Annotated in this window: 29 protein-coding genes; 14 read left to right on the top strand and 15 right to left on the bottom strand. The window is 71.8% G+C overall.

Features of this window, described 5'->3' with window-relative positions; translation table 11 throughout:
- From VH969_RS05565 to VH969_RS05535, 7 genes are all read left to right on the top strand, one after another.
- A partial coding sequence (locus VH969_RS05565; RefSeq protein ID WP_331971369.1) for a circularly permuted type 2 ATP-grasp protein occupies positions 1–861 on the top strand: 861 nt, incomplete at its 5' end.
- Positions 848–1,795 (top strand): alpha-E domain-containing protein, encoded by a 948-nt coding sequence (locus VH969_RS05560; protein ID WP_331971367.1) that lies wholly within the window; start codon positions 848–850, stop codon positions 1,793–1,795. The genes VH969_RS05565 and VH969_RS05560, both read left to right, overlap by 14 nt.
- Positions 1,796–1,868: 73 nt before the next feature.
- On the top strand, positions 1,869–2,711 hold the full coding sequence (locus VH969_RS05555) for a transglutaminase family protein (RefSeq protein ID WP_331971365.1): 843 nt from the start codon (positions 1,869–1,871) through the stop codon (positions 2,709–2,711).
- Between the two features lie 130 nt (positions 2,712–2,841).
- Positions 2,842–3,387 carry a hypothetical protein gene (locus tag VH969_RS05550; RefSeq protein ID WP_331971363.1) on the top strand — a complete coding sequence of 182 codons (546 nt, stop codon included), beginning with the start codon at positions 2,842–2,844 and terminating at the stop codon, positions 3,385–3,387.
- 38 nt (positions 3,388–3,425) lie between these two features.
- Positions 3,426–4,088: a class I SAM-dependent methyltransferase gene (locus VH969_RS05545; protein ID WP_331971361.1), complete on the top strand. Its 663-nt coding sequence runs from the start codon at positions 3,426–3,428 to the stop codon at positions 4,086–4,088.
- 67 nt (positions 4,089–4,155) lie between these two features.
- Positions 4,156–4,752 (top strand): redoxin domain-containing protein, encoded by a 597-nt coding sequence (locus VH969_RS05540; protein ID WP_331971359.1) that lies wholly within the window; start codon positions 4,156–4,158, stop codon positions 4,750–4,752.
- Positions 4,752–5,588, top strand: a complete 837-nt coding sequence (locus tag VH969_RS05535; RefSeq protein ID WP_331971357.1) for a cytochrome c biogenesis protein CcdA — start codon at positions 4,752–4,754, stop codon at positions 5,586–5,588. Before VH969_RS05540 ends, VH969_RS05535 begins: the two co-directional genes overlap by 1 nt.
- 2 nt (positions 5,589–5,590) lie before the next feature.
- Here the strand turns inward: VH969_RS05535 and VH969_RS05530 are convergent, their stop codons facing one another.
- Complete coding sequence (locus tag VH969_RS05530) at positions 5,591–6,922, bottom strand: FAD-binding oxidoreductase (RefSeq protein WP_331971355.1); 1,332 nt, start codon at positions 6,920–6,922, stop codon at positions 5,591–5,593.
- Between the two features lie 46 nt (positions 6,923–6,968).
- Here VH969_RS05530 and pdxR point away from each other — a divergent pair, with 46 nt between their 5' ends.
- The 3 genes from pdxR to VH969_RS05515 all read left to right on the top strand — a co-directional run bounded on the left by pdxR (position 6,969) and on the right by VH969_RS05515 (position 11,153).
- The gene (gene pdxR, locus VH969_RS05525) at positions 6,969–8,378 is read left to right on the top strand and encodes a MocR-like pyridoxine biosynthesis transcription factor PdxR (protein ID WP_331971353.1); all 1,410 of its coding nucleotides are present in this window, start codon (positions 6,969–6,971) and stop codon (positions 8,376–8,378) included.
- Between the two features lie 152 nt (positions 8,379–8,530).
- Positions 8,531–10,378, top strand: a complete 1,848-nt coding sequence (gene lepA / locus VH969_RS05520) for a translation elongation factor 4 (protein ID WP_331971351.1) — start codon at positions 8,531–8,533, stop codon at positions 10,376–10,378.
- A 382-nt stretch (positions 10,379–10,760) separates the two neighbouring features.
- Entirely contained in the window at positions 10,761–11,153 is a 393-nt protein-coding gene (locus VH969_RS05515; RefSeq protein ID WP_331971349.1) for an MmcQ/YjbR family DNA-binding protein, read from the top strand.
- Here VH969_RS05515 and VH969_RS05510 read toward each other — a convergent pair.
- Both VH969_RS05510 and VH969_RS05505 read right to left on the bottom strand, forming a co-directional pair.
- A complete protein-coding gene (locus VH969_RS05510) occupies positions 11,130–11,564 on the bottom strand; it encodes a phosphohydrolase (protein ID WP_331971346.1) in 435 nt (144 codons plus the stop codon). The genes VH969_RS05515 and VH969_RS05510 overlap by 24 nt on opposite strands.
- Positions 11,565–11,570: 6 nt before the next feature.
- Positions 11,571–12,536, bottom strand: coding sequence for a zinc-binding dehydrogenase (locus VH969_RS05505; RefSeq protein ID WP_331971343.1), 966 nt, complete (start codon positions 12,534–12,536; stop codon positions 11,571–11,573).
- Positions 12,537–12,604: 68 nt separating this feature from the next.
- On the opposite strand from VH969_RS05505, the gene VH969_RS05500 reads away from it, so the two are divergent.
- The 3 genes from VH969_RS05500 to VH969_RS05490 are packed head-to-tail and all read left to right on the top strand — an operon-like array spanning position 12,605 to position 13,632.
- Positions 12,605–12,928, top strand: a complete 324-nt coding sequence (locus tag VH969_RS05500; protein ID WP_331971373.1) for a hypothetical protein — start codon at positions 12,605–12,607, stop codon at positions 12,926–12,928.
- An 18-nt stretch (positions 12,929–12,946) separates the two neighbouring features.
- On the top strand, positions 12,947–13,351 hold the full coding sequence (locus VH969_RS05495; protein ID WP_331971340.1) for a guanyl-specific ribonuclease: 405 nt from the start codon (positions 12,947–12,949) through the stop codon (positions 13,349–13,351).
- Between the two features lie 5 nt (positions 13,352–13,356).
- Positions 13,357–13,632 carry a barstar family protein gene (locus VH969_RS05490; protein ID WP_331971337.1) on the top strand — a complete coding sequence of 92 codons (276 nt, stop codon included), beginning with the start codon at positions 13,357–13,359 and terminating at the stop codon, positions 13,630–13,632.
- Here the strand turns inward: VH969_RS05490 and VH969_RS05485 are convergent.
- On the bottom strand, positions 13,622–14,395 hold the full coding sequence (locus VH969_RS05485) for an enoyl-CoA hydratase-related protein (RefSeq protein WP_331971334.1): 774 nt from the start codon (positions 14,393–14,395) through the stop codon (positions 13,622–13,624). The genes VH969_RS05490 and VH969_RS05485 overlap by 11 nt on opposite strands.
- Before the next feature lie 149 nt (positions 14,396–14,544).
- Complete coding sequence (locus VH969_RS05480) at positions 14,545–14,982, bottom strand: DUF4396 domain-containing protein (RefSeq protein ID WP_331971331.1); 438 nt, start codon at positions 14,980–14,982, stop codon at positions 14,545–14,547.
- Positions 14,983–15,056: 74 nt separating this feature from the next.
- On the opposite strand from VH969_RS05480, the gene VH969_RS05475 reads away from it, so the two are divergent.
- The gene (locus VH969_RS05475) at positions 15,057–16,115 is read left to right on the top strand and encodes an aldo/keto reductase (RefSeq protein WP_331971329.1); all 1,059 of its coding nucleotides are present in this window, start codon (positions 15,057–15,059) and stop codon (positions 16,113–16,115) included.
- 117 nt (positions 16,116–16,232) lie between these two features.
- Here the strand turns inward: VH969_RS05475 and VH969_RS05470 are convergent, their stop codons facing one another.
- From VH969_RS05470 to VH969_RS05430, 10 genes are all read right to left on the bottom strand, one after another.
- Entirely contained in the window at positions 16,233–16,859 is a 627-nt protein-coding gene (locus VH969_RS05470) for a cyclase (protein WP_331971371.1), read from the bottom strand.
- Between the two features lie 126 nt (positions 16,860–16,985).
- Entirely contained in the window at positions 16,986–17,735 is a 750-nt protein-coding gene (locus VH969_RS05465) for a sirohydrochlorin chelatase (protein ID WP_331971326.1), read from the bottom strand.
- A 2-nt stretch (positions 17,736–17,737) separates the two neighbouring features.
- On the bottom strand, positions 17,738–19,012 hold the full coding sequence (gene cysN, locus VH969_RS05460) for a sulfate adenylyltransferase subunit CysN (RefSeq protein ID WP_331971323.1): 1,275 nt from the start codon (positions 19,010–19,012) through the stop codon (positions 17,738–17,740).
- Positions 19,012–19,953 carry a sulfate adenylyltransferase subunit CysD gene (cysD, locus tag VH969_RS05455; protein ID WP_331971320.1) on the bottom strand — a complete coding sequence of 314 codons (942 nt, stop codon included), beginning with the start codon at positions 19,951–19,953 and terminating at the stop codon, positions 19,012–19,014. The genes cysN and cysD overlap by 1 nt, the downstream gene beginning before the upstream one ends.
- Positions 19,950–20,699, bottom strand: coding sequence for a phosphoadenylyl-sulfate reductase (locus VH969_RS05450; protein ID WP_331971317.1), 750 nt, complete (start codon positions 20,697–20,699; stop codon positions 19,950–19,952). The genes cysD and VH969_RS05450 overlap by 4 nt, the downstream gene beginning before the upstream one ends.
- The gene (locus VH969_RS05445) at positions 20,696–20,863 is read right to left on the bottom strand and encodes an Insertion element protein (RefSeq protein ID WP_331971314.1); all 168 of its coding nucleotides are present in this window, start codon (positions 20,861–20,863) and stop codon (positions 20,696–20,698) included. The genes VH969_RS05450 and VH969_RS05445 overlap by 4 nt, the downstream gene beginning before the upstream one ends.
- Positions 20,860–22,551, bottom strand: coding sequence for a nitrite/sulfite reductase (locus VH969_RS05440; RefSeq protein ID WP_331971310.1), 1,692 nt, complete (start codon positions 22,549–22,551; stop codon positions 20,860–20,862). The genes VH969_RS05445 and VH969_RS05440 overlap by 4 nt, the downstream gene beginning before the upstream one ends.
- 119 nt (positions 22,552–22,670) lie before the next feature.
- A complete protein-coding gene (locus tag VH969_RS34470) occupies positions 22,671–22,760 on the bottom strand; it encodes a putative leader peptide (RefSeq protein ID WP_414638429.1) in 90 nt (29 codons plus the stop codon).
- Positions 22,761–22,975: 215 nt separating this feature from the next.
- Positions 22,976–24,820 (bottom strand): dihydroxy-acid dehydratase, encoded by a 1,845-nt coding sequence (ilvD, locus tag VH969_RS05435; protein WP_331971307.1) that lies wholly within the window; start codon positions 24,818–24,820, stop codon positions 22,976–22,978.
- 129 nt (positions 24,821–24,949) lie between these two features.
- Positions 24,950–25,348: a PH domain-containing protein gene (locus tag VH969_RS05430; protein WP_331971304.1), complete on the bottom strand. Its 399-nt coding sequence runs from the start codon at positions 25,346–25,348 to the stop codon at positions 24,950–24,952.
- Positions 25,349–25,452 lie beyond the last annotated feature (104 nt).

Raw genomic sequence — 25,452 nt, 5'->3', positions numbered from 1 at the left:
CTCGCGCGGCTCATGGGCGTCGAGCTCGTCGAAGGTCGCGACCTGTTCTGCTCGGGCGGACGGGTGTGGATGCGCACGACCGCCGGCCCGACCCGCGTCGACGTGATCTACCGCCGGGTCGACGACGAGTTCCTCGATCCGCTGCAGTTCCGCGCCGACTCGATGCTCGGATCCCCCGGGCTCATGCTCGCCGCCCGCCTCGGCAACGTGACCATCGCGAACGCGGTCGGCAACGGGGTCGCCGACGACAAGCTCGTCTACACCTACCTGCCCGACATCCTGAAGTACTACCTCGGCGAGTCGCCGTTGCTGCCCAATGTGGACACTTTCCGCTGCTGGCTGCCCGACGAGCAGGCACAGGTGCTCGACCGGCTCGACGAGCTCGTGGTCAAGCCCGTGGAGGGTTCCGGCGGGTACGGCATCGTGTTCGGCCCGTCCGCCACCCAGCGCGAGCTCGCCACGCTGCGCCGCCGCATCCGCCACGACCCGCGCCGCTGGATCGGCCAGCCGGTCGTGCAGCTCTCGACCGTGCCGACGAAGGTCGGCCAGCGGCTCAAGCCCCGCCACGTCGACCTGCGGCCGTTCGCCGTCAACGACGGCAACTCCGTGTTCGTGCTCCCCGGCGGGCTCACCCGCGTCGCGCTGCCGGAGGGCAGCCTCGTGGTGAACTCCTCGCAGGGCGGCGGTTCCAAGGACACCTGGGTGCTCGCCGCCCGATCGTCCACAGCGGACGCCGAGCTCGCGGGCCCGGGGCTCGCCGGCCCCAGGGTGGAGGACATCGCGCCCGAGCGTGGCCCCGAGCTGACGACCGGCCAGCAGCAACAGCAGCAACAGCAGGGGGTGCTCGATGCTCGCCCGTAACGCCGAGTCCCTCTACTGGATCGGCCGGTACGTGGAGCGGGCCGACGACACCGCGCGGATCCTCGACGTCTCGGTGCACCACCTGCTCGAGGACGCGACCGCCGACCCGGACGCGAGCAGCCGCCAGCTGCTCGGCGTCCTCGGCATCGCGCCGCCGTCGGGCGAGGCGCTCGACGTGCGGCCGCTGACCGACCTTGTCGCGTTCTCCCGCGACAACGCCGGCTCGATCGTCGCCTCCATCACCAGCGCGCGGGAGAACGCCCGGGTCGCGCGCGAGGTCGTCTCCACGGAACTCTGGTCGTCGGTCAACGCGATGTGGAACGCCGTGCCCGAGCGGCAGCGCGCGGCGAAACGCCTCGGCCCGCACGAGTTCTTCTCCTTCGTCGAGGAGCGCGCGGCCATGTTCTGGGGACTCGCGGACTCGACGCTGTCCCGCGACGACGGCTGGCGGTTCCTCGTACTGGGCCGGTCCGTCGAGCGCGTGGACATGATCGTGCGGCTGCTGATGTCGCGGGCGGGGGACAAGCCGTCGTCGCCGGGCTGGGTCACCGTGCTCCGGTCGGCCGGCGCGCACGACACGTACCTGCGCACCTACCGCGGCGCACTGGACTCCGCGCGGGTCGTGCAGTTCCTGTTGCTGGACCGGTTGTTCCCGCGCTCGGTGTTCTACGCGCTACGCCAGGCGGAGGCCGTGCTCGAGCAGCTGGACCTGCGGCCCACCGCGCGGGTCGGGGCGAAGGGCGAGGCGCTGCGGCTGCTCGGCAAGGCACGCAGCGACCTGGAGTTCCTGCGCGACGACGAGCTGCTCGACGACCTCACCGACCGGCTCGCCACCTTGCAGAAGACCGTCCGCGACGTCGGCGAAGCCGTTGCGCTGCAATACTTCCACGCCGTGCCGTGGGTGGCGTGGACGAACGCGGGGGTGTCGTTGTGAGCGGAGCTTGCGGAGCGAGCCATCAGACACAGGGCGACCGTGGACGGCGTGATCGAGCCTGCGAGGGGGCGTCGTGAGCTGGCGGTTGCGGGTCGTGCACACGACCGGGTACCGGTACGAGTCGCCGGTCACCCAGTCCTACAACGAGGCCCGGCTGACCCCGCGCAGCGACCGCAAGCAAAACCTCATCGTGAGCAGGCTGGAGACCACGCCGGCCACGCGGTCCTACCGGTACACCGACTACTGGGGCACCGAGGTCACCGCGTTCGACCTGCACGCGCCGCACACCGAGCTGAAGATCGTGTCCTCGTCGGTGGTGGAGACCGACGAGCACCTCCCGCCCGTCAACGGGGCGAGCTGGGCGGACCTGCGCTCCACCGCGGTCCTCGACCGGTACGCGGAGTTCCTCGAACCGACGGGCTACGTGCCGAAGCACCGCGAGCTGAGCGGGGTGGCCCGCGAGCTGCGCAAGGGCAGGCGGCCGGTCGAGGCCGTGCTCGCGGTCTCCGAGTGGGTGCACGACAAGCTGACCTACCAGCGCGGGACGACCGGCGTGCACTCCTCGGCGGTCGACGCGTGGCACGCGCGCGAGGGCGTGTGCCAGGACTACGCGCACCTGACGCTCGCGCTGCTGCGGGCGATCGGGATCCCCGGCCGGTACGTGTCCGGCTACCTGCACACGAAGCCGGACGCGAAGGTCGGCGAGACCGTGCGCGGGGAGAGCCACGCGTGGATCGAGGCGTGGACGGGCGGCTGGTGGGGCTTCGACCCGACCAACGACGTGGAGATCGGCCCGCGGCACATCTGGGTGGCGCTCGGCCGGGACTACGCGGACGTGTCGCCGCTCAAGGGCACGTACTCGGGCGGCTCTGCCACCGCCATCGAGGTGTCCGTCGAGGTCACCCGGCTCGCGTAGTACTCCCACGGGAGTACGCCCGGGTAAGCCGGGTACCGCGCCGCGCGTAGGCGAGGTCCCGTCGGCTGTCCGACGATTTCGGGCCCGCTCGTCGCGACCATTGGTGTCACGGAAACCGATGGGAGCAAACATGAGCGACAGTTCTGACCGGGGACGCCGGCTCGCCTGGCGTATCGGGGTGGGCGTGGCGGTGGTCGGCGTGGCGAGCCTCGGTGCGATCGGCATCGCCACGGCGACGTCGTCCACACCGGCGAGCACCTCGACCGCGGCCACCTCGACCGCACCCGACGACGACCACGGCGGGCCGTGGGGTGGTCCGTGGGGCCACTGGGGCGGCCATGGCGGCCCGTGGAGCGGGTTCGGTGACGCGTTCGGCGACATGGATATCAAGGACATCTCGCACGCCACCGTCGTGCTCGCCAAGGAAGGCGGCGGCTCGCAGACCGTCCTCGTCCAGAAGGGCGCGGTGACGTCGGTGAGCTCCGGCTCCATCGCCCTCAAGAGCGCGGACGGCTACGCCAAGACCTACACGGTGAACAAGGACACCAAGGTCAACGGCGACGGCAAGATCGCCTCCGTGGCTAAGGACGAGCAGGTGATCGTGATCGCGAAGGAGGGCGGCGACACGCCGGCCGCCACCGTGGTCGTCGACATCACCGACCTCGGCTGGAAGTAGACCTGCGCGCCGGCCGTGCCCCGTGGTAGCCATGGGGCATGGCCGGCACGCGATGGACGGAGACGGTCGGGCGCCTCGGCGGCGCGGTCTACGACTACGGCGTGGAGCGGGAATGGCTCGCCCGGCCCGCCGGGCGCCTGCTCTGGGGCACCGACACCGGGTTGCTCTACGGGACCATCGACTCGATCCGCGACCTGCCGGTCGGCGCGGCGGTGCTCGACGTACCGTGCGGCGGCGGGGTCGCGCTGCGCGGGCTGCGGCCAGGTATCCGCTACGTCGGTGCGGACATCTCGACCGGCATGCTCGAGCGGACCCGCCGGCAGGCCGGCCGGCTCGGGCTGGCCGTCGAGCTTCGCGAGGCCGACGTCGCCGCGCTGCCGTTCGCGGACGGCGAGTTCGACCTCTGCGTCACCTTCAACGGCTTGCACTGCCTACCCGACCCGCCGATAGCCGTGCGCGAGATGGCCCGGTGCGTACGCCCGGGTGGCCGCATCGTGGGCGACACGATTGTGCGCGGTGCGGGGTTGCGCCAGGATGTCGCGATCGGGATGTTCCGGCGTGCCGGCCTCTTCGGCCCCGGCGGTACCGTCGCCGCGGTCGAGCGCTGGCTGGACGGCGCGGGCCTGCGGATCGACCGGCTGCACATGTCCGGTGCGGTCGTGCACTTCGCCGCCACGCGGCCAGGCGTCACAGGTTCGTAAGGGTACGTCCGGTCCACCCGGCGCGATGATGCGGTGGGACGAAACGGACGACCTGAAGGAGAGCTCGATGGCACGGCTGCGTCCGGCGATGATCGCGGTACTCGGGGCGGTACTGGTGCTCGCCGGCTGCGGGGGCACGCAACCGGAGGCCGCCGGCCCGGCACCAGAGGCGCCGAAGACCGAAGCGGCGACGACCACCGCCGCGGACGACGCCGCGACCGGCGCGTCCGCGACGGCCAAGGCGCCGAAGCCGGCTCCGAAGCCGGTGCCCGAGAAGCTCCGCTTCACCGCGAAGACCGTGGACGGCAAGGGCTTCTCCGGCGCGTCCCTCGCCGGCAAGCCCGCGCTGCTGTGGTTCTGGGCGCCGTGGTGCTCGAACTGCCAGGCGGAGGCGCCGACCATGGCGCAGGCGTCGCGGGACTCCGGCGTTCAGTTCGTCGGCGTCGCCGCGCAGGACCAGGTGCCCGCGATGCGGGACTTCATCCAGCGGTTCGACCTGTCCTCGTTCCCGCACATCGCGGACACCGAGGCCACGGTCTGGAAGCGGTTCGGCGTGACCTACCAGCCGGCCTACGCGTTCGTCAGCTCGAACGGCGACATCGAGGTCGAGACCGACATCCTCGCCAAGCAGGAGCTGCTCGACCGGGTGGCCGCGCTCCGCTGATGGACGAGCTGGCCTTCGCGCTCGCCGCGGGCATGCTGGCGACCGTCAACCCGTGCGGCTTCGCCATGCTGCCCGGCTACCTGGCGATGGTCGTGGCCGCCGAGACGGACACGACGCGGGCCGCTCGCGTGGGCCGCGCGCTCGCCGCCGCGGGACTCATGGCGGCCGGGTTCGTCGTGGTGTTCGGCGTGTTCGGGCTGCTCTCCGCGCCGCTCGCCGGCACGCTGCAGCGCTACCTCCCGGTTGTCACGCTCGTCGTCGGCGTGGTCATGGTTGTGGTCGGCGCCCTGCTGCTCGCCGGCCGGGAGATCCGGCTGCTGCTGCCCAGGCCGGCCCGCGGCGCGCCGAGCACGCGGCTCGTCTCGATGGCCGGCTACGGCGTCGCGTTCGCGGTCGCCTCGCTGTCCTGCTCGATCGGGCCGTTCCTCGCCGCGGCCGGGGTGGCGCTGCGCGGCGGCGACGTCGGCTCGGGGCTCGCGGCCTTCCTCGCCTACGCGTTCGGCATGGGCCTCGTCGTCGCCGTGCTCGCCGTCGCGGCCGCGCTCGCGAGCACCGCGGTCGTCACCGGCCTGCGCCGCGCCCTGCCGTACGTGACGCGGGCCGGCGGCGTGCTGCTCCTCGTCGCCGGCGCGTACGTCGGCTACTACGGCTTCTACGAGCTGCGCCTGTTCCACGCGGGCGGCAACCCCGTGGACCCGGTCGTCGAGGCGGCCGGCACGGTCCAGCGCGCCCTCGTCGGCTGGGTGGACGCGGCCGGACCGGTCGTCCTCGCCGTCCTGCTCGCCGTGCTCGTGGCGGGAGGGCTGCTGCTCACCCGGCGGGCCCGGCAGCGCTGAGTTCACCGGCTCGGCCGGATGTTCGCGTTCAGGTGGAAGACGTTGTCCGGGTCGTAGGCGTCCTTCAGCGCGGTCAGCTTCGCGAGCTTGTCGGCCGGGTAGGCCCGCCGCACGCCCGCGGCGCCCTCGTCGCCCACCGCGTTGACGTACACGCCGCTGGCGAACGGGGCCAGCGCGGCCGCCGTGTGCCGGGCGGCCGCGATCCGCACGTCGTCCTCGGCCGGGTCGGTCCACCGGGTGCCCGCGCCCCACTCGACGAGCGTGCCGCGGTGCCCGAACGCCGCGTCGGAGTCCGGCACGTCGTCGATCGCGCCGCCGTAGGCCTGCAGGCCCACGCCGGGCAGGTGCTCGCCGTGCCCGGTCGGGCTGCCGCGCAACAGGAACGCCTCGATCGCCGCGTCCGGCAGCGCGCGCAGGTAGTGGCCCTTGGAGTAGCGGCGGTACGCGTGCCCCTGCACGGAGTCCTCCCGCGTCTGCAGCTGCACATAGGACACCTCGCGGACGCGGGTCTGGGCCGGCCTGCCCAGCGCGCCCAGCGCCGGCAGGTACGCCCGCCCCTCGGCCGGGTCGCCGACCCACACGAAGCCGAGCGTGGCCGGCCCGCTCCGCCCGAGCGACGCCGTGAACGTCGCGCGCCGCGGTGCCTGTTCGTTCAGGTCCCGCCACGCCCGCATCGCCGCGAACGCCTGCTCGAGCGGGAAGTCGTACTCGACCGACAGCGCCCGCGTGCCGGTGCGGTGCAGCCGGAACTCGAACTCGGTCACGATGCCGAAGTTGCCGCCGCCCCCGCGCAGGCCCCAGTACAGGTCCGGGTGCTCCTCGCGGCTGGCCCGCACGACCTCGCCGCCGGCCGTGACCACCTGGTAGGACTCGACGTTGTCGCAGGCCAGCCCGTACTGCCGGGCGAGCCAGCCCATGCCGCCGCCGAGCGTGAGGCCGCCGACGCCGGTGTGCGAGACGTTGCCCGCGGTGGTCGCGAGGCCGTGGACCTGGGCAGCCTCGTCCACCGCGCCGAGCAGGGCACCGCCCGCCACCCGGGCTCTGCGGCGCACCGGGTCGACCCGGACACCGCCCATGGGGGTCATGTCGATCATCAGGCCGCCGTCGGGCACCGCGTGGCCGACACCGCTGTGCCCGCCGCAGCGCACACCGATCGCCAGGTCCGCCTCGCGGGCGATGCGCACCGCGGTCACCACGTCGGCCACGCTCGCGGCCCGCACGATCATCCTCGGCCGGTGGTCCACCATCGCGTTCCAGATGGTCCGGGCCTGGTCGTATCCGTCATCACCGGGGAGGAGCAGCTGCCCGTCCAGGCGTGTCATCGAAGTCGTCATGCCACAAAGGTGACAGGAATCGGTCCACGTATTAAGGTCCGATTCGATGACCGCGTCGAGTACCAATTCGCCGGTCGCCGACATGCTGATCGAGCTGCGGCGCGATGGCGGCGTGCCGCTGCACCGCCAGATCTCCTCGGCCATCCGGGACAGCATCCGCACCGGGCGGCTGCGCCAGGGCAGCGCGCTGCCGCCGACCCGTGCGATCGCCGCGGACCTCGGGGTGTCGCGTGGCGTCGTGGTCGAGGCGTACCAGCAGCTCGTCGCCGAGGGCTACCTGACGAGCCGGACCGGCGGCTACACCCAGGTGGCGATCGCTCCCGAGCCGGCGCGGGCCGTGCCGGCCGCCGTGGTGGCGCGCAAGCCGCGGATCGACTTCGGGTACGGGCGCTCGGACGTCACGCAGTTCCCGCGTGCGGCGTGGCTGCGCTCGATCCGGACGGTGCTGACCGAGGCGCCGAGCGACCGGTTCGGCTACCTGTCCGGGCACGGCATGCCGGAGCTGCGCGAGGCGCTCGCGGACTACCTCAACCGGGTGCGCGGCACGGCGGCGCGGGCCGAGAACATGGTGATCTGCAACGGGTACGCGCAGGGCAGCGCGCTGCTGATGAAGGTGCTCGCCGCGTCGGGTGCGCGCCGGCTGGCGGTCGAGGACCCGTCCTCGATCGACGACGCCGTGCCGGCCGCGTCGGGGCTGGGCCTGGAGGTGGTGGGCATCCCGGTCGACGACTGCGGGGTGCGGGTGGACGAGCTGGCGCGCTCCGGCGCGGACGCGGTGATCCTGACGCCCTCGCACCAGTGGCCGACCGGGGGCGTGCTGACCGCGGAGGCGCGCACGGGCGTGCTGCGGTGGGCCGCGCGGACCGGCGCGCTGGTCATCGAGGACGACTACGACGCGGAGTACCGCTACGACCGGGCGCCGGTCGGCGCCATGCAGGGGCTCGCGCCGGACCTGGTCGCGTACGCGGGCTCGGCGAGCAAGACGCTCGCACCGGGCCTGCGGCTGGGCTGGCTGGTGCTGCCGGCGCACCTGTCGGACGCGGTGGCCGACGCGAAGGACGCGGCCGACCGGGGTTCGCCGGCGATCGACCAGCTGGCGTTCGCGGACTTCCTGGTGCGCGGCGAGTTCGACCGGCACCTGCGGCGGATGCGCCCGGTCTACCGGCGGCGGCGGGACGCGCTCCTGGCGGCCCTGTCGGCCCGGCTGCCGGACTTCGTGGTGGCGGGCAAGGCCGCCGGGCAGCACGTGGTCGTGTGGCTGCCGCCGGACCTCGCGGAGGAGGACGTGGTGGCCGCGGCGCTGCGGCGCGGGATCGGCGTGTACGGGGTGGCGCCGTACCGGCTCGCCGACACCGGACCGGCCGGGTTGATCTTCGGGTACGCGTCGCTGTCCGAACGCGCCATCGCCGAGGGCGTCGCCCTGCTGGCCGACGCGGTCGCCGAGCTCAGGTCATGAGGGCGCCCACGCGGCTGTCGGTCGCTTGCGGCTGTCGACCAGGGACGTCGGTCGTTACCGCACCTACTTCCCGGCTGGGGACCTGCTCGCGCCGCAGTGATCGGCGAGCATGGGACGATGGGGTGTATCCGCATGACACCCGAGGAACCTGAGTGACTACGTTCGCCGACACGACGTTCACAGATCCTGAGCTGATCAGGAACTTCTGCATCATCGCGCACATCGACCACGGCAAGTCGACGCTGGCCGACCGGATGCTGCAGCTCACCGGCGTGGTCGAGGAACGGCTGATGCGTGCCCAGTACCTCGACCGGATGGACATCGAGCGCGAGCGTGGCATCACGATCAAGGCGCAGAACGTCCGGCTGCCGTGGCAGGTGGGCGGCCAGGACCACGTGCTGCACCTGATCGACACGCCCGGGCACGTCGACTTCACCTACGAGGTCTCCCGCGCGCTCGAGGCCTGCGAGGGCGCGATCCTGCTGGTCGACGCCGCGCAGGGGATCGAGGCGCAGACGCTCGCCAACCTGTACCTGGCGATGGAGAACGACCTCACGATCATCCCGGTGCTCAACAAGATCGACCTGCCGGCCGCCGACCCGGAGAAGTACGCCGGGGAGCTCGCCCACATCGTCGGCTGCGAACCGTCCGACGTGATGCGGGTGTCGGCCAAGACCGGCAAGGGCGTGCGCGAGCTGCTCAACGAGGTCGTCCGGCTCGTGCCGGCGCCCAAAGGCGAGGCGGACGCCGCGCCGCGCGCGATGATCTTCGACTCCGTGTACGACACCTACCGCGGTGTCGTCACCTACATCCGTGTCGTGGACGGCAAGATCACGCCGCGGCAGCGGATCCGGATGATGTCCACCGGCGCCACGCACGAGCTGCTCGAGGTCGGCATCATCTCCCCGGAACCCAAGCCCAGCGCCGGTCTCGGCGTCGGCGAGGTTGGCTACCTGATCACCGGAGTGAAGGACGTCCGCCAGTCCCGTGTCGGCGACACCGTCACGAGCGAGAAGCGCGGCGCCACCGAACCGCTCGCCGGCTACCGCGACCCCAAGCCGATGGTCTACTCCGGACTGTATCCGGTGGACGGTTCGGACTACGCGGACCTCCGCGAGGCGCTGGACAAGCTGCGCCTCAACGACGCGGCCCTGTCCTACGAGCCGGAGACCTCTGCCGCGCTCGGGTTCGGCTTCCGCTGCGGCTTCCTCGGCCTGCTGCACCTGGAGATCGTGCGCGAGCGGCTCGAGCGTGAGGCCGGCCTGGACCTGATCTCGACCGCGCCGAACGTCGTCTACCGCGTCGTGCTCGACGACGGCGGCGAGGCGTCGGTGACGAACCCGTCGGACTGGCCGGAGGGCAAGGTCGCCGAGGTCTACGAGCCGGTGGTGAAGGTCTCGATCATCGCGCCCAGCGACTACATCGGCGCGATCATGGAGCTCTGCCAGGGCAGGCGCGGGATGCTCGGCGGCATGGACTACCTGTCCGCCGACCGCGTCGAGCTGCGCTACACGATGCCGCTCGCGGAGATCATCTTCGACTTCTTCGACGCCCTGAAATCCCGCACCCGGGGGTACGCCTCGCTCGACTACGAGCCCGCCGGCGAGCAGGCCGCCGACCTCGTGAAGGTCGACATCCTGCTGCAGGGCGAGCCGGTCGACGCGTTCTCCGCGATCGTCCATCGCGACGCGGCCTACGGCTACGGCACGAAGATGGCCGCGAAGCTGCGCAAGCTCATCCCCCGCCAGCAGTTCGAGGTGCCGATCCAGGCGGCGATCGGTTCGCGGGTCATCGCGCGCGAGACGGTGCGCGCGATGCGCAAGGACGTGCTGGCGAAGTGCTACGGCGGTGACATCACCCGTAAGCGCAAGCTCCTGGAGAAGCAGAAGGAAGGCAAGAAGCGGATGAAGATGGTGGGCCGCGTGGAAGTGCCGCAGGAGGCATTCGTCGCCGCGCTCTCCACCGACGAGTCACCGGACAAGAGCAAGGCGAAGAAGTAGTCCCCGCGGGTCGGGCTCACCCGCGCCGGGTCAGTCGTCGCGAACGACCTGCTCGGTGTACGTCGCGCCGCAGTACGTGCGCACCGTCGGGGGTTCGAGGCGAGCCTGCTGGCTCAGCCACCGGATGTGACAGATCTCGGTAGCCCAGTACAGGGAGTCCGTCAGTTCAGCACCACAGCCACAGCAACACATCGGATACCTCCTCGTGACTGGTAGGAACTGGATACCCGAATCAGTCGGAAAACCACCATCACCCTTCTCGATGGTCCCGGCCAGCCGTGTCGTTCTTGTCACGAGCGTCGGTCGAGTGTGGTTCGACGTGAGGGCCAGCCGGTTCTCATCCGTGCAAGCTCCCGGGCACCGGCTCGCCTAGGGTGCGGGCATGGCGACCGACCCGCTATCCCGCCTGCGTGCGCTGTGCCTGGCCCTTCCCGAGGTCACGGAGAAGCTCAGCCACGGCGAGCCGACGTGGTTCGTGCGCAAGACGTTCGTCATGTACGCCGACCACCACCACGACGACCGGCTCGCGTTCTGGTGCGCGGCGCCGCCCGGGGTGCAGGAGGAGCTGGTCGCCGAGGCCCCGGAGCGGTTCTTCCGGCCCCCGTACGTGGGGCATCGCGGCTGGCTCGGCGTGTACCTCGACGTGCCGCAGGACTGGACCGAGCTCGCCGAGATCGTGACCGATGCCTACCGCACGATCGCGCCGAAGACGCTGGTCACGCAGCTGGACGGCGCCCAGGCGCAGCCCCGCTCACGGCGCGTCCAGCACCCGTAGCGCGGCCTCGTACTTCGCCTGCAGGCGCTGCTGCGTCGCGGCGTCCAGCCGGCCCATGCGGTCGACCGACATGTTGTCCGCGATGTCCGCCCGCTTCACGGCCAGGGCGATCGGGTTCGCCATGACGCGCGCCAGGTAGTCCGCCTGCGCCTCACCGGGCCGCCTGCTGATGGCCGTCAACGCGGCGAGGACGTCCGGCGGGCAGCCGAGCGCGGTGAGGTCGTCGAGCGTCACGTCGGTGTCCTCGACCACGTCGTGCAGCACGGCGGTCATCCGCTCGTGCTCGTTGCGCAGGTGACCCATCACGCGCAGCGGGTGCGCGATGTACGGCCGGCCCGACTTGTCCAGCTGGCCCTCGTGGGCACGGCGGGCGAGCTGGATGGCGGCATCGAGGGTGAACGTTCGCGGCATTGGACCTCACCGAGTGAAGACGATCTTTCCGGCGGTCTCGCCGGCAAGCATCTGTTCGAACCCCGCGGCGGCGTCGGCCATCGGCAGCTCGGTGCCGATCTGCGGCCGGATGCCCGCCAGGTCGCAGAACTCGAGCAGGTTCGCGAGCTCCGCACGGGTACCCATCGTCGAGCCGACGACGCGCAGCTGCATGAAGAACAGCCGCTGCAGGTCGGCGGGCGGGTTCGGGCCGCTGGTCGAGCCCGACACGACGATCGTGCCGCCCGGCTTGACCGAGCGCATCGTGTGCTTCCAGGTGGCCTCGCCGACCGTCTCGAACACCGCGTCGACCCGCTCGGGCAGCCGCTCGCCGGACTCGTACGTCCGGTCGGCGCCCTGCTCCTCGGCGATGGCCCGCTTGGCCTCGCTGCGGCCCGTCACCCACACCCGCATGCCCGCCGCCTTGCCCAGCGCCACCAGCGCGGTCGACACGCCGCCGGACGCGCCCTGCACGAGCATCGTCTGCCCGGGTCGCAGGCCCGACTGCGTGAACAGCATCCGGTACGCGGTCAGCCACGCGGTCCCCATGCACGCCGCCTCGCTGAACGAGAGCCCGGCCGGCTTGGCCAGCACGTTGCGCGCCGGCACGATGACCGTGTCGGCGAACGTGCCCTGATGCTTCTCGGTCAGCAGCGTGCGCTTCGGGTCGAGCGTCTCGTCCCCGTACGCCGACGCGTCGCCGACGACGGCGTGCAGCACGACCTCGGAGCCGTCCGCGAGCACGCCCGCGCCGTCGCAGCCCAGGATCATCGGGAACTGCTCGGGCTTGATGCCGACGCCCCGCAGCGTCCACAGGTCGTGCATGTTCAGGCTCGCGGCCCGCACCGTGACGGGCACCCAGCCGTCGGGCACCTCGGGTTCGGGGCGCTCGCCCACCCGAAGCGCGTCGAGCGGCTTGTCGGGGTTGGGCTCGGCTGCGTAGACGGCGAACATGCCCTGCAACTTACCTATGTTCGTGATCCCCCGAACCGTCCGAGTGGTGTAGGTCTACTCTCGATGGCATGTTGTCGGACTGGTGGAACGGCGTCGAGCTGTGGGTCGCCGGGCTGCCCTTCCCGTTCCAGTTCGCGCTCGTGGTGGTCGTGCTGGTGCCGCTCTGCCTGGTCGTGGCCTGGCTGATCGACCGCGTCGTCGACCACGCGTCGGCGTTCTTCGGCCCCGCGAGGCACCCGGAGCCGCCGCTCGACGTGCAGATCGAGGACACCGAGTCCGCCGAGCCGGCCGAAACCGCTGACGAGGTCGAAGAGCCCGCCGGCGACGAGCCCGTCACCGGCGAGCCGGCCGCGAAGGTGGCGCGGGTGCCCGCGGAATCCACCGGGCGCTGATCTTTCTAGGCTGGCCCCGTGGGGTCTTCACGTCGCATCACGTTCGCCCTGGTCGGGCTCATCGTGCTGGTACTCGCCGGGTGGTTCGTGCGCGAGCTGGTCACCGACGACCCCGCCGGCCCGCCCGGCACCGGCTCCGGGCTGCCGGTCCGCGCGCTGTCCCAGCTGCCGGCCGAGGCCACCGGGACCTGGCGGCTGATCGAGAAGGGCGGCCCGTTCCCGTACGCCGAGGACGGCCGCGTCTTCGGCAACCGCGAGCGGCTGCTGCCCGCGGAGACGTCCGGCTACTACCGTGAGTACACGGTCGACACGCCGGGTAGCCGCGACCGTGGCGCGCGGCGGATGGTGACCGGTTCGGACGGCGAGCTTTACTACACAGGCGACCACTACTCGTCCTTCGTCGTCGTCGACCCGGCACGATGAGCGTCATGGAGCACCCGATCGACGGCACGGTGATTCAGGGCAAGGAAGACTTCTACGACGCGGTCGCCGACGCGTTGTCGTTCCCCGACTGGTTCGGCCGCAACCTCGACGCCCTCTTCGACAGCCTGCGCGACCTGTCCTGGCTGCCGGCCGGCGAGCACGTGCTCGTGTGGTCCGCGCCCGGGGTGTTCGAGCAGTCCGATCCGGAGGGCTACCGCCAGATCACCGACGTGCTGACCGACGCGACCGAGCCCGGCGTGTTCCGGGTGGTCACTCGCTGACCGGCACCCACTTCGGCGGCCGCTTCTGCGCGAACGCGGCGATGCCCTCCTGGCCCTCCTCGGCGGCGAAGAACCCGGCGGAGAGCTCGAGCATGTCGGCGAAGTCGTCGGTCAGGTCCGCGGCGCGGGCGCGGCGCAGCATGTCCTTGGTGGCCGCGAGCGCGGTCGGCCCGCCGAGGGCGAGCATGCCGGTGTAGCGGCCGACCTCGGCGTCGAGCTGGTCCTTGTCCACCGCGGCGTTGAGCAGCCCGATCTCCACGGCGCGCCGGGCGTCGAACTTCTCGCCGGTCAGGAACAGCTCGTGCGCGGCGCGGGGGAGCAGTCGCGGCAGGACGGTCACGGAGATGACCGCGGGCACGAGGCCGAGCCGGACCTCGGTGAACGCGAACGTGGCGTCGGTGGTCGCGACCGCGATGTCCGCGGCGGCCACCAGCCCGACGCCGCCCGCCCGCGCCGGCCCGGCCAGCTTCGCGACGACGGGCTTACTGCTCGTCCAGATCCGGGTGAGGATCTCGGGGAACTCGTTGACGCCGGCGGTGGCCGAACCGGCGCTGCCGGCCTCCTTGAGGTCCATGCCGGCGCAGAACACGGGCCCGGTGTGGTCGAGCACGAGTACCCGGACCGCGTCGTCGGCGGCGGCGGTGTTCAGGTGGTCGCGCAGCTCGCGGCGCAGCTGTGCGGACAGCGCGTTGCGGTTCTGCGGGGAGTCCAGCGTGATCGTCGCGACGCCGTTCGCGGTCGCGTAGTGCACCAGCTCAGCCATGAACAGCCCGCCTCCCCGGAGTTCAATGCGTCGGTCACGTGCCAGCGATCGGTGCGCATGGGTGTTGATCGTGGCTGGCCGCCGTCACGGTACCCCTGAGGTTCCGCCGGCCGGTACGAGGCGCACCTGGTGATCGGACGTACCACTGGTCAATGGTATTTGTGCACGACCGCGTGGCCTCGGCCCCGCGAGATCGTCCACCTGTTCACCGGCACGGTGATCACGAACGCGATCGCGAGCGACGCGATCAGGCTGGCCCAGAACAGCAGCGAGGTCAGGCCGGCGTCCATCGCTCCCGGGATGGCCACGATGAACGCGTTGTCGGCGATCTCCATCACGGTGATCGACAGCGTGTCGGCGGCGAGCGCCACGCCGACGGCTGTCTTGAACGCGACGCCCGCGCGCAGCACCGGCCGCATCGTGAGCGAGTAGCCGAACAGGAACGCGAGGGCGATCGAGAGGAGCACGGTCGGGAGTGCCGACCAGCCGGCCGCGGTGCCGATGACCATGCCGAGCACCTCGCCGATCGCGCAGCCGGTGAGGCAGTGCAGCGTGGCGCTCACCGCGGTTCGCCATTGCGGGTTCATGCCGAGAACCATATACCCCATGGGGGTATCAGTCAACTTGACCTGGAGTCCGCTCCAGCACATACGGTTCTGCCATGCGCTATCGCACCCTTGGCGGCACCGGAATCGAGGTCAGCGTCCACTGCTTGGGCGCCATGATGTTCGGCGCGGTCGGCAACCCCGACCACGGCGACTGCATTCGCATCATCAACACCGCGCTCGACGGCGGGATCAACTTCGTCGACACCGCGGACATGTACTCGAACGGCGAGTCCGAGGTCATCGTCGGCAAGGCACTGGAGGGGCGTCGCGACGATGTCGTCCTCGCGACGAAGGTGCACTTCCCGCCCGCGGACGGACCGAACCTCGGCGGCAACTCGCGGCGCTGGATCGTCCGTGAGGTGGAGGACAGCCTGCGCCGGCTGCGCACGGACTGGATCGACCTGTACCAGATCCACCGTCCCGACGAGCGCACGGACATCGAGGAGACGCTGTCCGCGCTGACGGACCTGGTGCGGGCGGGGAAGATCCGCGCGTTCGGCTGCTCGACGTTTCCGGCCGAGGACATCGTGGAGGCCTACCACGTCGCGTCGGCGCGCGGCCTGCACCGGTTCCGTACCGAACAGCCGCCGTACTCGATCATCGGCCGCGGCGTGGAACGAGGTGTCCTGCCGACGTGCCGGCGGCTCGGCATGGGCGTGCTGACGTGGAGCCCGCTCGCCTCGGGTTTCCTGTCGGGCAAGGTCCGCGCCGGCGAGCCGGTCGACCTGACCACGGGTCGTGCGGCGCTGAACCCGGGCCGCTTCGACCCGTCCATTCCGGGCAACGCGGCCAAGTTCGAGGCGCTGGAGCAGCTGACGAAGCTGGCGGCGGAGGTGGGCTGCACGCTGCCGGAGCTGGCGGTCGCCTTCCCCACGACGCACCCGGCGGTGACGTCGGTGATCATCGGACCACGGACGATGGCGCACCTGGAGTCGTCTCTCGCGGGCGCGGACCTGGTCCTGGAGGACGCGGTACTGGACCGGATCGACGAGATCGTCCCCCCGGGCACGGACCTGTACAGAGTGGACGGTGCCTGGCTCCCGCCGTCACTGGCGGACCAGGACCGCAGGCGCCGCCCGATCAACCAAAGGGCTGCAGCAGACAAGAATTAGGACGGGCACGACGGACCGCAGGGGTGCCGGCCACTGCCCGCGGGCCAACGAAGGCCTGCGGACAAAGGAAAGGCGTCCCCCGGCGACGCTGCCGGGGGACGCCCTACCGCGCCCGGGTCAGCCGATCGCGGTCGACGTGAGCACCGGGTTCGGGTTCGGGAAGCACGACGTCGGCGCCGAGATGTCGCCCAGGAAGGTCGACACCACCGTCGTGAAGGTCAGGCCGGGGTCGTCGTAGCTGGTGCCGTACAGGCCGGAGTCGATCGAACCTGAGGCCCCCGCCGTCAGGTGCGCCGTCACCGTCGGGATCTCGAACGTCGAGCCGCCCGGCATCGGGCCGTCCCAGGTCACCGTGACCACGCCGCCCGACTCGGACCACGCGGGCGGGGTGTCGCCCAGTCCGGAGCCGCCCGTGAGGTCGACGCCGGTCAGCGTCGAGTTCGCCGGCACCGGCACCTTCAGCGTGAAGCCCTTGACCTCCTTGACCTCGTACCCGGACACCTCCGTCGGCACGGTGCTCGGAGCCGGGTCGACCACCACGTCCAGCGCGCCCCCGGGGGCGACGGTCGCCGGCGCGCTCGCGTCGACCGTCTGGGTCAGCGCGGCGCTCTGGGCACCCAGCGGGGTGTCCGCCTGGCAGTCGTAGTTGATGTCCGTCGGGGCGGCCGACGCCGCGGGGGCCAGCGCGAACACGGCCGCGCCAGCGGCGAGCACGCCGATGCCGGCGCGCAGGGCGAACTTCATCATCCTCACCTCAAGAATCGCGTTGCAGGGCAAGAGGTTCCGGATCCGTACTTCGTGCTTACTAGGCAGTAGTGATCTACGTCAAGCATTCACGTTTACCGTGCGTGGCGATATGGCCACGGGATGTCAGGCGTAGCGCAGGTCCACGTGCGCGGTGGCGGCCGCGGTGTAGCGGTCGAGTACGAGCTCGGCCAGTGACGCGTCCGCACCGAGCGGGCCCGCCACGATCGCGGACCGGTCGGCCTCGAGCGCCTGCTCGGTGACGCGGTCCGGCAGCCGGCCCGGCGCCAGGAACCACGACGCGACCGCGATCCGCCGCGCCCCGCGGGCACGCAGCTCGGCCGCGGCGGCCGGCACGTCCGGCGCCGCCGCCGAGGCGAACGCCGCCCGGACCCCGGCCCAGCCGAGGGCTGCCCACGACGAGGCCACAGTGGACACCGCGTGGTTGGCGGGCGCGTGCGAGGACCCGGCGGCCGCGAGGATCACGCCGAGCGAGGAGTCACCGGCGCGCGCGCCGGCGGCGGCGAGCCGGCCCAGCGCCAGCGCCGACAGCCGGGGGTCCGGGCCGAGCACGTCGGACATCGACACCGACAGCCGCGGCAGGCGCGCCGACGCCTCGGCGATCATCGACGGCAGGTCGACGCGCGCGTGAAAAGCCTTCCCCAGCAACAACGGCACGACGACGACGTCGCGGTGCCCGGCGCCGTGCAGCGCGGCCAGCACGTCCGGCAGCCGGGGCGCGGACAGGTCGAGGAATGCCGTGCGCACGTCCAGCGCGGGCGCCTGCGCGCGCACGACGTCGGCCAGCGCCGCGATCGTCGCCGCGGACCGCGGGTCCCTGCTGCCGTGCGCGACGGCGACCAGTGGCGGTGCCATCGCTAGCCGCCCTGCACCGGGAGCGGCGCGCCGACGAGGCCCGCCGCGAGCGTCGTGCCGTCGGCCGGGTCGATCACCAGGAACGCGCCGGTTCGGCCGTGCCTCGCGTAGTCGTCGACCGGGATCGGCTCGGCCGTGCGGACGGACACCTGGCCGATCTCGTTGAGCTCCAACGACTCCGGAGCATCCACTGTGGACAGCCGCTGCTCGTCGAACCGGGTGCGCAGCTCGCCGATGATCGCGGCCACCGTGCGCGCCCCGTGCTTGACCAGCACCCGCGCGCCCGGCCGCAGCGGCTTTTCCGCGAGCCACGCGAGCGTCGCGTCCAGCTCGTCGGTGATCCGCGGCGGCTCGCCCTGGCCCGCGATGAGGTCGCCGCGCGAGATGTCGATGTCGTCGGCCAGCACGAGCGTGACCGAGCGGCCCGCGGTGGCCTCGGTCAGCGCGCCCTCCTGGGTGTCGATCCGGGTGACCCTGGTGAGCCGGCCGGCCGGCAGCACCACGACCTCCTGGCCCGGCCGGACGCTGCCCGCCGCGATCTGCCCCGCGTAGCCGCGGTAGTCCGGGTGGTCGGCCGTGCGCGGCCGGATCACGTACTGCACCGGGAAGCGCAGCGGCGCCTCGTGCGGGTCCGGCTCGACCGGAACCGTCTCCAGGTGCTCGAGCAGCGTCGGCCCCTCGTACCACGGCGTGCTCGCCGAGTGCGTCACGACGTTGTCGCCGTGCAGCGCGGACACCGGGATCGTCAGCACCGAGCCGTCCGGGTAGCCGAGTGCGGCCGCGTGCGTGCCGAACTCCTTCGCGATGATCCTGAACGTCTCCTGGTCGAAGTCCACCAGGTCGATCTTGTTCACCGCGAGCACGAGCCGCGGCACGCCCAGCAGCGCCAGCACCGCGGCGTGCCGGCGGGTCTGCTCGACCACGCCCTTGCGCGCGTCCACCAGCAGGATCGCCAGCTGCGCGGTCGACGCGCCGGTGACCGTGTTCCGGGTGTACTGCACGTGGCCCGGCGTGTCCGCCAGCACGAACGTCCGCCGTGGCGTGCCGAAGTAGCGGTACGCCACGTCGATCGTGATGCCCTGCTCGCGTTCCGAGCGCAGCCCGTCCACGAGCAGCGAGAGGTCCGGAGTGGACAGTCCTTTGTCCACGCTCGCGCGGTGCACCGCGTCGAGCTGGTCGGCGAGCACCGACTTCGTGTCGTAGAGCAGCCGTCCCACCAGCGTCGACTTGCCGTCGTCGACGGAGCCTGCCGTGGCCAGGCGCAGCAGATCGGTCATCAGAAGTAGCCCTCGCGCTTGCGGTCCTCCATGGCGGCCTCGGAGAGCCGGTCGTCCGCGCGGGTGGCGCCGCGCTCGGTGAGCCGGCTCGCCGACACCTCGGCGATCACCTCGTCCAGAGTCGCCGCGGTCGACTCGACGGCACCGGTGCACGAGCCGTCGCCGACCGTGCGGTAGCGCATCGACTTCGTCACCACGGTCTCGCCCTCGCGCGGGCCGCCCCAGGGGCCGCGCGTCAGCCACATGCCGTCGCGCTGGTACACCTCGCGCTCGTGCGCGAAGTAGATCGACGGCAGCGCGATGCCCTCGCGCGCGATGTAGCGCCACACGTCCAGCTCGGTCCAGTTGGACAGCGGGAAGACCCGCACGTGCTCGCCCGGGCGGTGCCGTCCGTTGTAGAGGTTCCACAGCTCCGGACGCTGCCGGCGCGGGTCCCACTGGCCGAAGCTGTTGCGCAGGCTGAAGATCCGCTCCTTCGCGCGCGCCCGTTCCTCGTCGCGCCGGCCGCCGCCGAAGACCGCGTCGAAGCGATGCTCGGCGATCGTGTCGAGCAGCGGCACGGTCTGCAGCGGATTGCGGGTGCCGTCCGGCCGCTCGGTGAGCCGCCCGTCGTCGATCCAGTCCTGCACGTCCGCGACGACCAGGCGCAGCCCGTACTGCAGCGCGATGTGGTCGCGGAAGTCGATGACTTCGTCGAAGTTGTGCCCGGTGTCCACGTGCAGCAACGGGAACGGCACCGGCGCCGGCCAGAACGCCTTCACCGCGAGGTGCAGCAGGACGGTTGAGTCCTTGCCGCCGGAGAACAGGATCACCGGCCGGTCGAACTCGCCGGCCACCTCGCGCATGATGTGGATCGCCTCGGACTCCAGGCGGCCCAGCGCGTCCAGCGGTGCGGGCGTGAGCAGTGATGCCGTGGCATCGGTGCTGATGGTGGCGGTCATCCGTGCAACCCACATTCGGTCTTGGCGAGGCCGGCCCACCGGCCGCTGCGCGGGTCGGCCCCCGGCAGCGGCTTCGCGGTGCACGGCGCACAGCCGATCGACAGGTATCCCTCACTCACCAGCGGGTTCTCGAGGATCCCGTTGGCCGCGATGTACTCGCTGAACTCCTCGTCGGACCAGGCGGCGATCGGGTTGACCTTCACCAGCCCGTTGCGCTCGTCCCACTGCACGATCGGCGTGCCCGCCCGGGTCGGCGCGTCGGCCCGGCGCACGCCGGTCACCCACGCGTCGTAGTTCGCGAGCGTGCGCCGCAGCGGCACCACCTTGCGCAGGAAGCAGCACCTGTTCGGGTCCGTCTGGTTCAGCAGGCCTAGCTCGCGCTCCTGGTCGGCCACCGACTGCTCCGCCTCGGCGTTGACGATCCGGATGTCCGGGTAGGTCAGCGCGATCGCGTCACGCGTGCCGATCGTCTCGGCGAAGTGGTAGCCGGTCTCCAGGAAGAGGACGTCGACATCGGGCTTCGCCCGCACGGCGAGGTCGATCAGCACCGCGTCCTGCATGTTCGACGCGACGATGAACCGGTCGCCGAACGTCCGTGCGGTCCACGCCAGCGCCTCGGCCGCGGTCGCGTCGGCGAGCTCGGCCGCCGCCCGCTCGGCGAGTGCGTGCGAGTCCCTGGTGGTCTGGGCCGTCGTTTCCGCCGTCGTCTCCGCCGTCGTCTCCGCCGTCGTCTCCGTGGTCGTCACTGTGTGGCCTCCGCGTGCTCGTTCGCCAGGTTGAGGCCGACGAACTTGACGGTGAACACCCGCCGGCAGCCGGTGCAGAGCCAGGCGGCGTGCGGTTCCTCCTGCGGGCGCAGGTCCTCGTCGCCGCAGTACGGGCAGTAGAACGGGGTGGCGCGCTCGGTCACCGCAGGTCCGCCTCCTCCGCGCGGGCCACCCACTGGGCGAACCGCTCGTCGGGCTTGCGGCCCTCGACGAACCGGCGGACCACGCGCTCGACGTAGCCGGTCAGCTCCGGCCCGGTGACCTTGTGCCCGCGCAGCTTGCGGCCGAAGCCGGCGTCGAGGCCGAGCCCGCCGCCGAGGTGCACCTGGAAGCCGCCGACCTGGTTGCCGTCCGCGTCGGTGACGATCTGGCCCTTGAGCCCGATGTCCGCGGTCTGGATGCGTGCGCAGGAGTTGGGGCAGCCGTTGATGTGCACGCTGATCGGCGCGGTGATGTCGGCGGTGATGTCGGCGAGCCGCTCCTCGAGGCTCGCGACGAGCTCGGCCGCGCGGGCCTTCGTCTCGACGATCGCGAGCTTGCAGAACTCGATGCCGGTGCAGGCCATCACGCCGCGCCGCCACGGCGACGGCTCGGTCGGCAGTCCCAGCTTGACGAGCTCGTGGCGCAGGCTGTCCACATCGGACCGGTCGACGTCGAGCACGAGCAGCTTCTGCAGCGGGGTGAACCGGACCCGGTACGAGCCGACCCGCTCGGCCGCCTTCGCCACCTCGACGAGCGTCGAGCCGGAGACGCGGCCGGCGATCGGCGCGGCGCCGACGTAGCACCGGCCGTCCTTCTGGCGGTGCACGCCGACGTGGTCGTGCGGCTGCTCGGGGATGACCGGGGCCGGGCCGTCGACCAGGGGGCGTTTCAGGTACTCGGTCTCGAGCACCTCGCGGAACTTCGCGGCGCCCCAGTCCTTCACGAGGAACTTGATCCGCGCGCGGTGGCGCAGCCTGCGGTAGCCGTAGTCGCGGAAGATGCCGATCACGCCGGCCCACACCTCGGGCACGTCGTCGAGCGGGATCCACGCGCCGAGCCGCTGGCCGATCATCGGGTTGGTCGACAGGCCGCCGCCGACCCACACGTCCAGGCCCGGCCCGTGTTCGGGGTGGTCGACGCCGACGAACGCGACGTCGTGGATCTCGTGCGCGACGTCGGGCAGGCCGGAGACGGCGGTCTTGAACTTGCGCGGCAGGTTCGCGAACTGCGGGTCGCCGATGAAGCGCCGCTTGATCTCCTCGACGGCCGGGGACGCGTCGAGCACCTCGTCCTCGGCGATGCCGGCGACCGGCGAGCCGAGGATCACCCGCGGGCTGTCGCCGCAGGCCTCCATCGTCGTCAGGCCGGCGCCCTCGAGCTTCGCCCAGATCGCCGGCACGTCCTCGATGCGGATCCAGTGGTACTGGATGTTCTGCCGGTCGGTGATGTCGGCGGTGTCGCGCGCGTAGGTCTGCGACACCTCGCCGATGACCTTGAGCTGCTCGGTCGTGACCGCCCCGCCGTCGATGCGGACGCGGAGCATGAAGTACTCGTCGTCGAGCTCCTCCGGCTCGAGCGTGGCCGTGCGGCCGCCGTCGATGCCGGGCTTGCGCTGGGTGTAGAGGCCGAACCAGCGGAACCGGCCCCGCAGGTCACCCGGATCGATGCCGGCGAACCCGGTGTGGGCGTAGATGTTCTCGATGCGGGCACGGACGTTGAGCGGGTGGTCGTCCTTCTTGCTTCGCTCGTTGGGGTTGAGGGGCTCGCGGTAGCCGAGCGCCCACTGCCCCTCACCGCGCCGCTTGGCGGCCGACGCAGGCGCGCGTCGCGCTGTGGTGGGAGTTGACACCCCTGTCCTCCGAGGTTCTTGTGGCGTTCGCGCGCGCCGGTAGAACCCCGTTCGGTCGGGGTGGCTCGGCCGGCGCACCCGGCGCCGGCTTTGGCAAGGTCAATGCACGCGGCGGCGGGCTATCCGAAGCGCCGGCACATCGCGCTGGAGACGCGAACGAGGTCCACGTGGCGCCTTGCCACGAGAAGAACTTCCTTCGCTGCCTGCATGTCAGTCAGCGTGCCACGGGTCCACCTGTTGGTCCATCCGCATCCGCATCGTGGGACGGCGTGACGCGGCTCATAGCGGCCAGCGTGTCCCGCATGGCCGCCGCACCCCGTGCCATCAGGCTCGCGGCCCGCTCGGCGGCGGCCTCGGGAAGCACGTCGACGATCCACGGGCGCACGTCGGCCACACACCGGCCGCCCGCGCCGGTCGCGACGGCCTAGCGGCCCGGGTCGCGGACCGCGCCCATGCTCGCGTCGGTCGCCAGGCGCGCGTAGGCGCGCAGTGCCGCGGTGACCGGGCGCTGGCGATCCCTGGGCTGCCACGGGCGTTCGCTCGACTCCATCTTCGCCCTGCGGTCAGCCAGGACCTCGGGGCCGACGAGCAGCTCGAGGCGCCGCTCGTGGACGTCGATCAGGATCCGGTCGCCGTTCTCCACCAGGCCGATCGTGCCGCCGCCCGCCGCCTCGGGGGAGATGTGCCCGACCGACAGGCCCGACGTGCCGCCGGAGAACCGGCCGTCGGTGATCAGCGCGCACTTCTTGCCCAGGCCGGCACCCTTGAGGAACGCCGTGGGGTGCAGCATCTCCTGCATGCCCGGCCCGCCCGCCGGGCCCTCGTAGCGCACGACGAGCACCTCGCCCGGCTGGATCTCCCGGGACAGGATCACCGAAACGGCCTGCTCCTGGCTCTCCACCACGCGCGCCGGACCCTCGAAGCGGAAGAGGTCCTCGGAGATCCCGGCCGCCTTGATGACCGCGCCGTTCTCGGCGAGGTTGCCGTGCAGCACCGCCAGGCCGCCCTCCACGGTGTACGCGTGCTCGACGTCGCGGATGCAGCCGCCCGCCGCGTCCGCGTCGAGCGACGACCAGCGGTTGGTCGTGGAGAACGCCTTCGTCGTGCGCACCCCGCCCGGCGCCGCGTGGTACAGCTCCACCGCCTCCGGCGACGGCGACTCCGCGCGGATGTCCCAGGACGACAGCCACTGCGCGAGCGACGGGCTGTGGACGGTCCGCACGTCCTCGTTCAGCAGCCCGGCGCGCCACAGCTCGCCGAGGATCGCCGGGATGCCGCCGGCCCGGTGCACGTCCTCCATGTGGTAGCTCGAGTTCGGCGACACCTTCGACAGGCACGGCACCCGCCGGCTGATCGCGTCGATGTCGGCCAGCGTGAAGTCCACCTCGCCCTCGCGGGCGGCCGCGAGGATGTGCAGCACCGTGTTCGTCGACCCGCCCATCGCCATGTCCAGCGCCATCGCGTTGACGAACGCGTCGCGGGTGGCGATCGAGCGCGGCAGCACCGAGTCGTCGTCCGAGCCGTACCAGCGGCGGCACAGCTCCATCACGGTTGTGCCGGCCCGCGCGAAGAGGTCCCGGCGGGCCGCGTGCGTGGCGAGCGTCGAGCCGTTGCCGGGCAGCGCCAGGCCGAGCGCCTCGGTCAGGCAGTTCATGGAGTTCGCGGTGAACATGCCCGAGCACGACCCGCAGGTCGGGCACGCGGACCGCTCGATCTCGGTCAGCCCGGCCTCGTCCACGTTGTCGTTCGCGGACGCGGAGATCGTCGTGATCAGGTCGGACGACGCGTGCGCGACCCCGTCCAGCACGACCGCCTTGCCGGCCTCCATCGGCCCGCCGGACACGAACACGGTCGGGACGTTGAGCCGCATCGTGGCGTTGAGCATGCCCGGGGTGATCTTGTCGCAGTTGGAGATGCAGACGAGCGCGTCGGCCGCGTGCGCGTTGACCATGTACTCGACGCTGTCCGCGATGATCTCCCGCGAGGGCAGCGAGTAGAGCATGCCGCCGTGGCCCATCGCGATGCCGTCGTCGACCGCGATCGTGTGGAACTCCCGCGCCACGCCGCCGGCCTCGCGAACCGCCTCGGCCACGATGTCGCCGAGGTCGCGCAGGTGCACGTGCCCGGGCACGAACTGCGTGTAGGAGTTCGCGATCGCCACGATCGGCTTGCCGAAGTCGCCGTCGGTCATCCCGGTGGCGCGCCACAGCGAGCGCGCGCCGGCCGCGTTGCGACCGTGGGTGGTGATGCGGGAACGGAGCTCTGGCACGGCTCCTCCAGTCTTGTAGATCATCGTGGAAGGTCTTGGACCAGCCAACGAAACCTCAGGGGAACGTGACGGCACCCAGCCACGATCCACCTCCGATACGCACCATGCGCCGGGCCGCAACCAACACTTTTAATCCCGGGGAGGCGGACTGGTATCTGCCAAACGGCCGCCGCTGATCAGGGCCAGCGCGGGGAGGTGTCGGGCGCGGACCGTCGGCAGGACCTGCTCCCGGTCGTCGTCGAGCACGGCACGCACCCAGGACCGCTCGGACACCCGCAGCGCGCGGATGTCGGTCCAGGCCAGCTCGTGGCGGCCGAACGCGGTCCGTGCCACGAGGCCCGCGGCGTCGGCGGTCGTGCGCAGCCGCAGCACCAGCACGATGGCGGCGATGGGCAACACGTACACGACGAACAGCCAGGGCGCCGCGAACGCGAACGGGATCGCGCCCACGGCGAACAGCAGCGCGCCGAGCACCGCGGTCGCCGGTGTGCGGAACACGAGGCGGCTGGGCAGCTGCTGGGTGGTCACGACGCAATCGTGCCATGCCCAGCATGCGGGAGGACAATCCCGCAGAGTTGACGTCAATACGCTGAACGCACTAGCGTCTGCGCCGTGCCCCAGCAGACTGCTCT

Source organism: Actinophytocola sp. (assembly GCF_036555685.1).
GTDB lineage: Bacteria > Actinomycetota > Actinomycetes > Mycobacteriales > Pseudonocardiaceae > Actinophytocola.
Note: the sequence above shows the minus strand (reverse complement) of the source record. Positions and strands in the feature narration are given on the sequence as shown.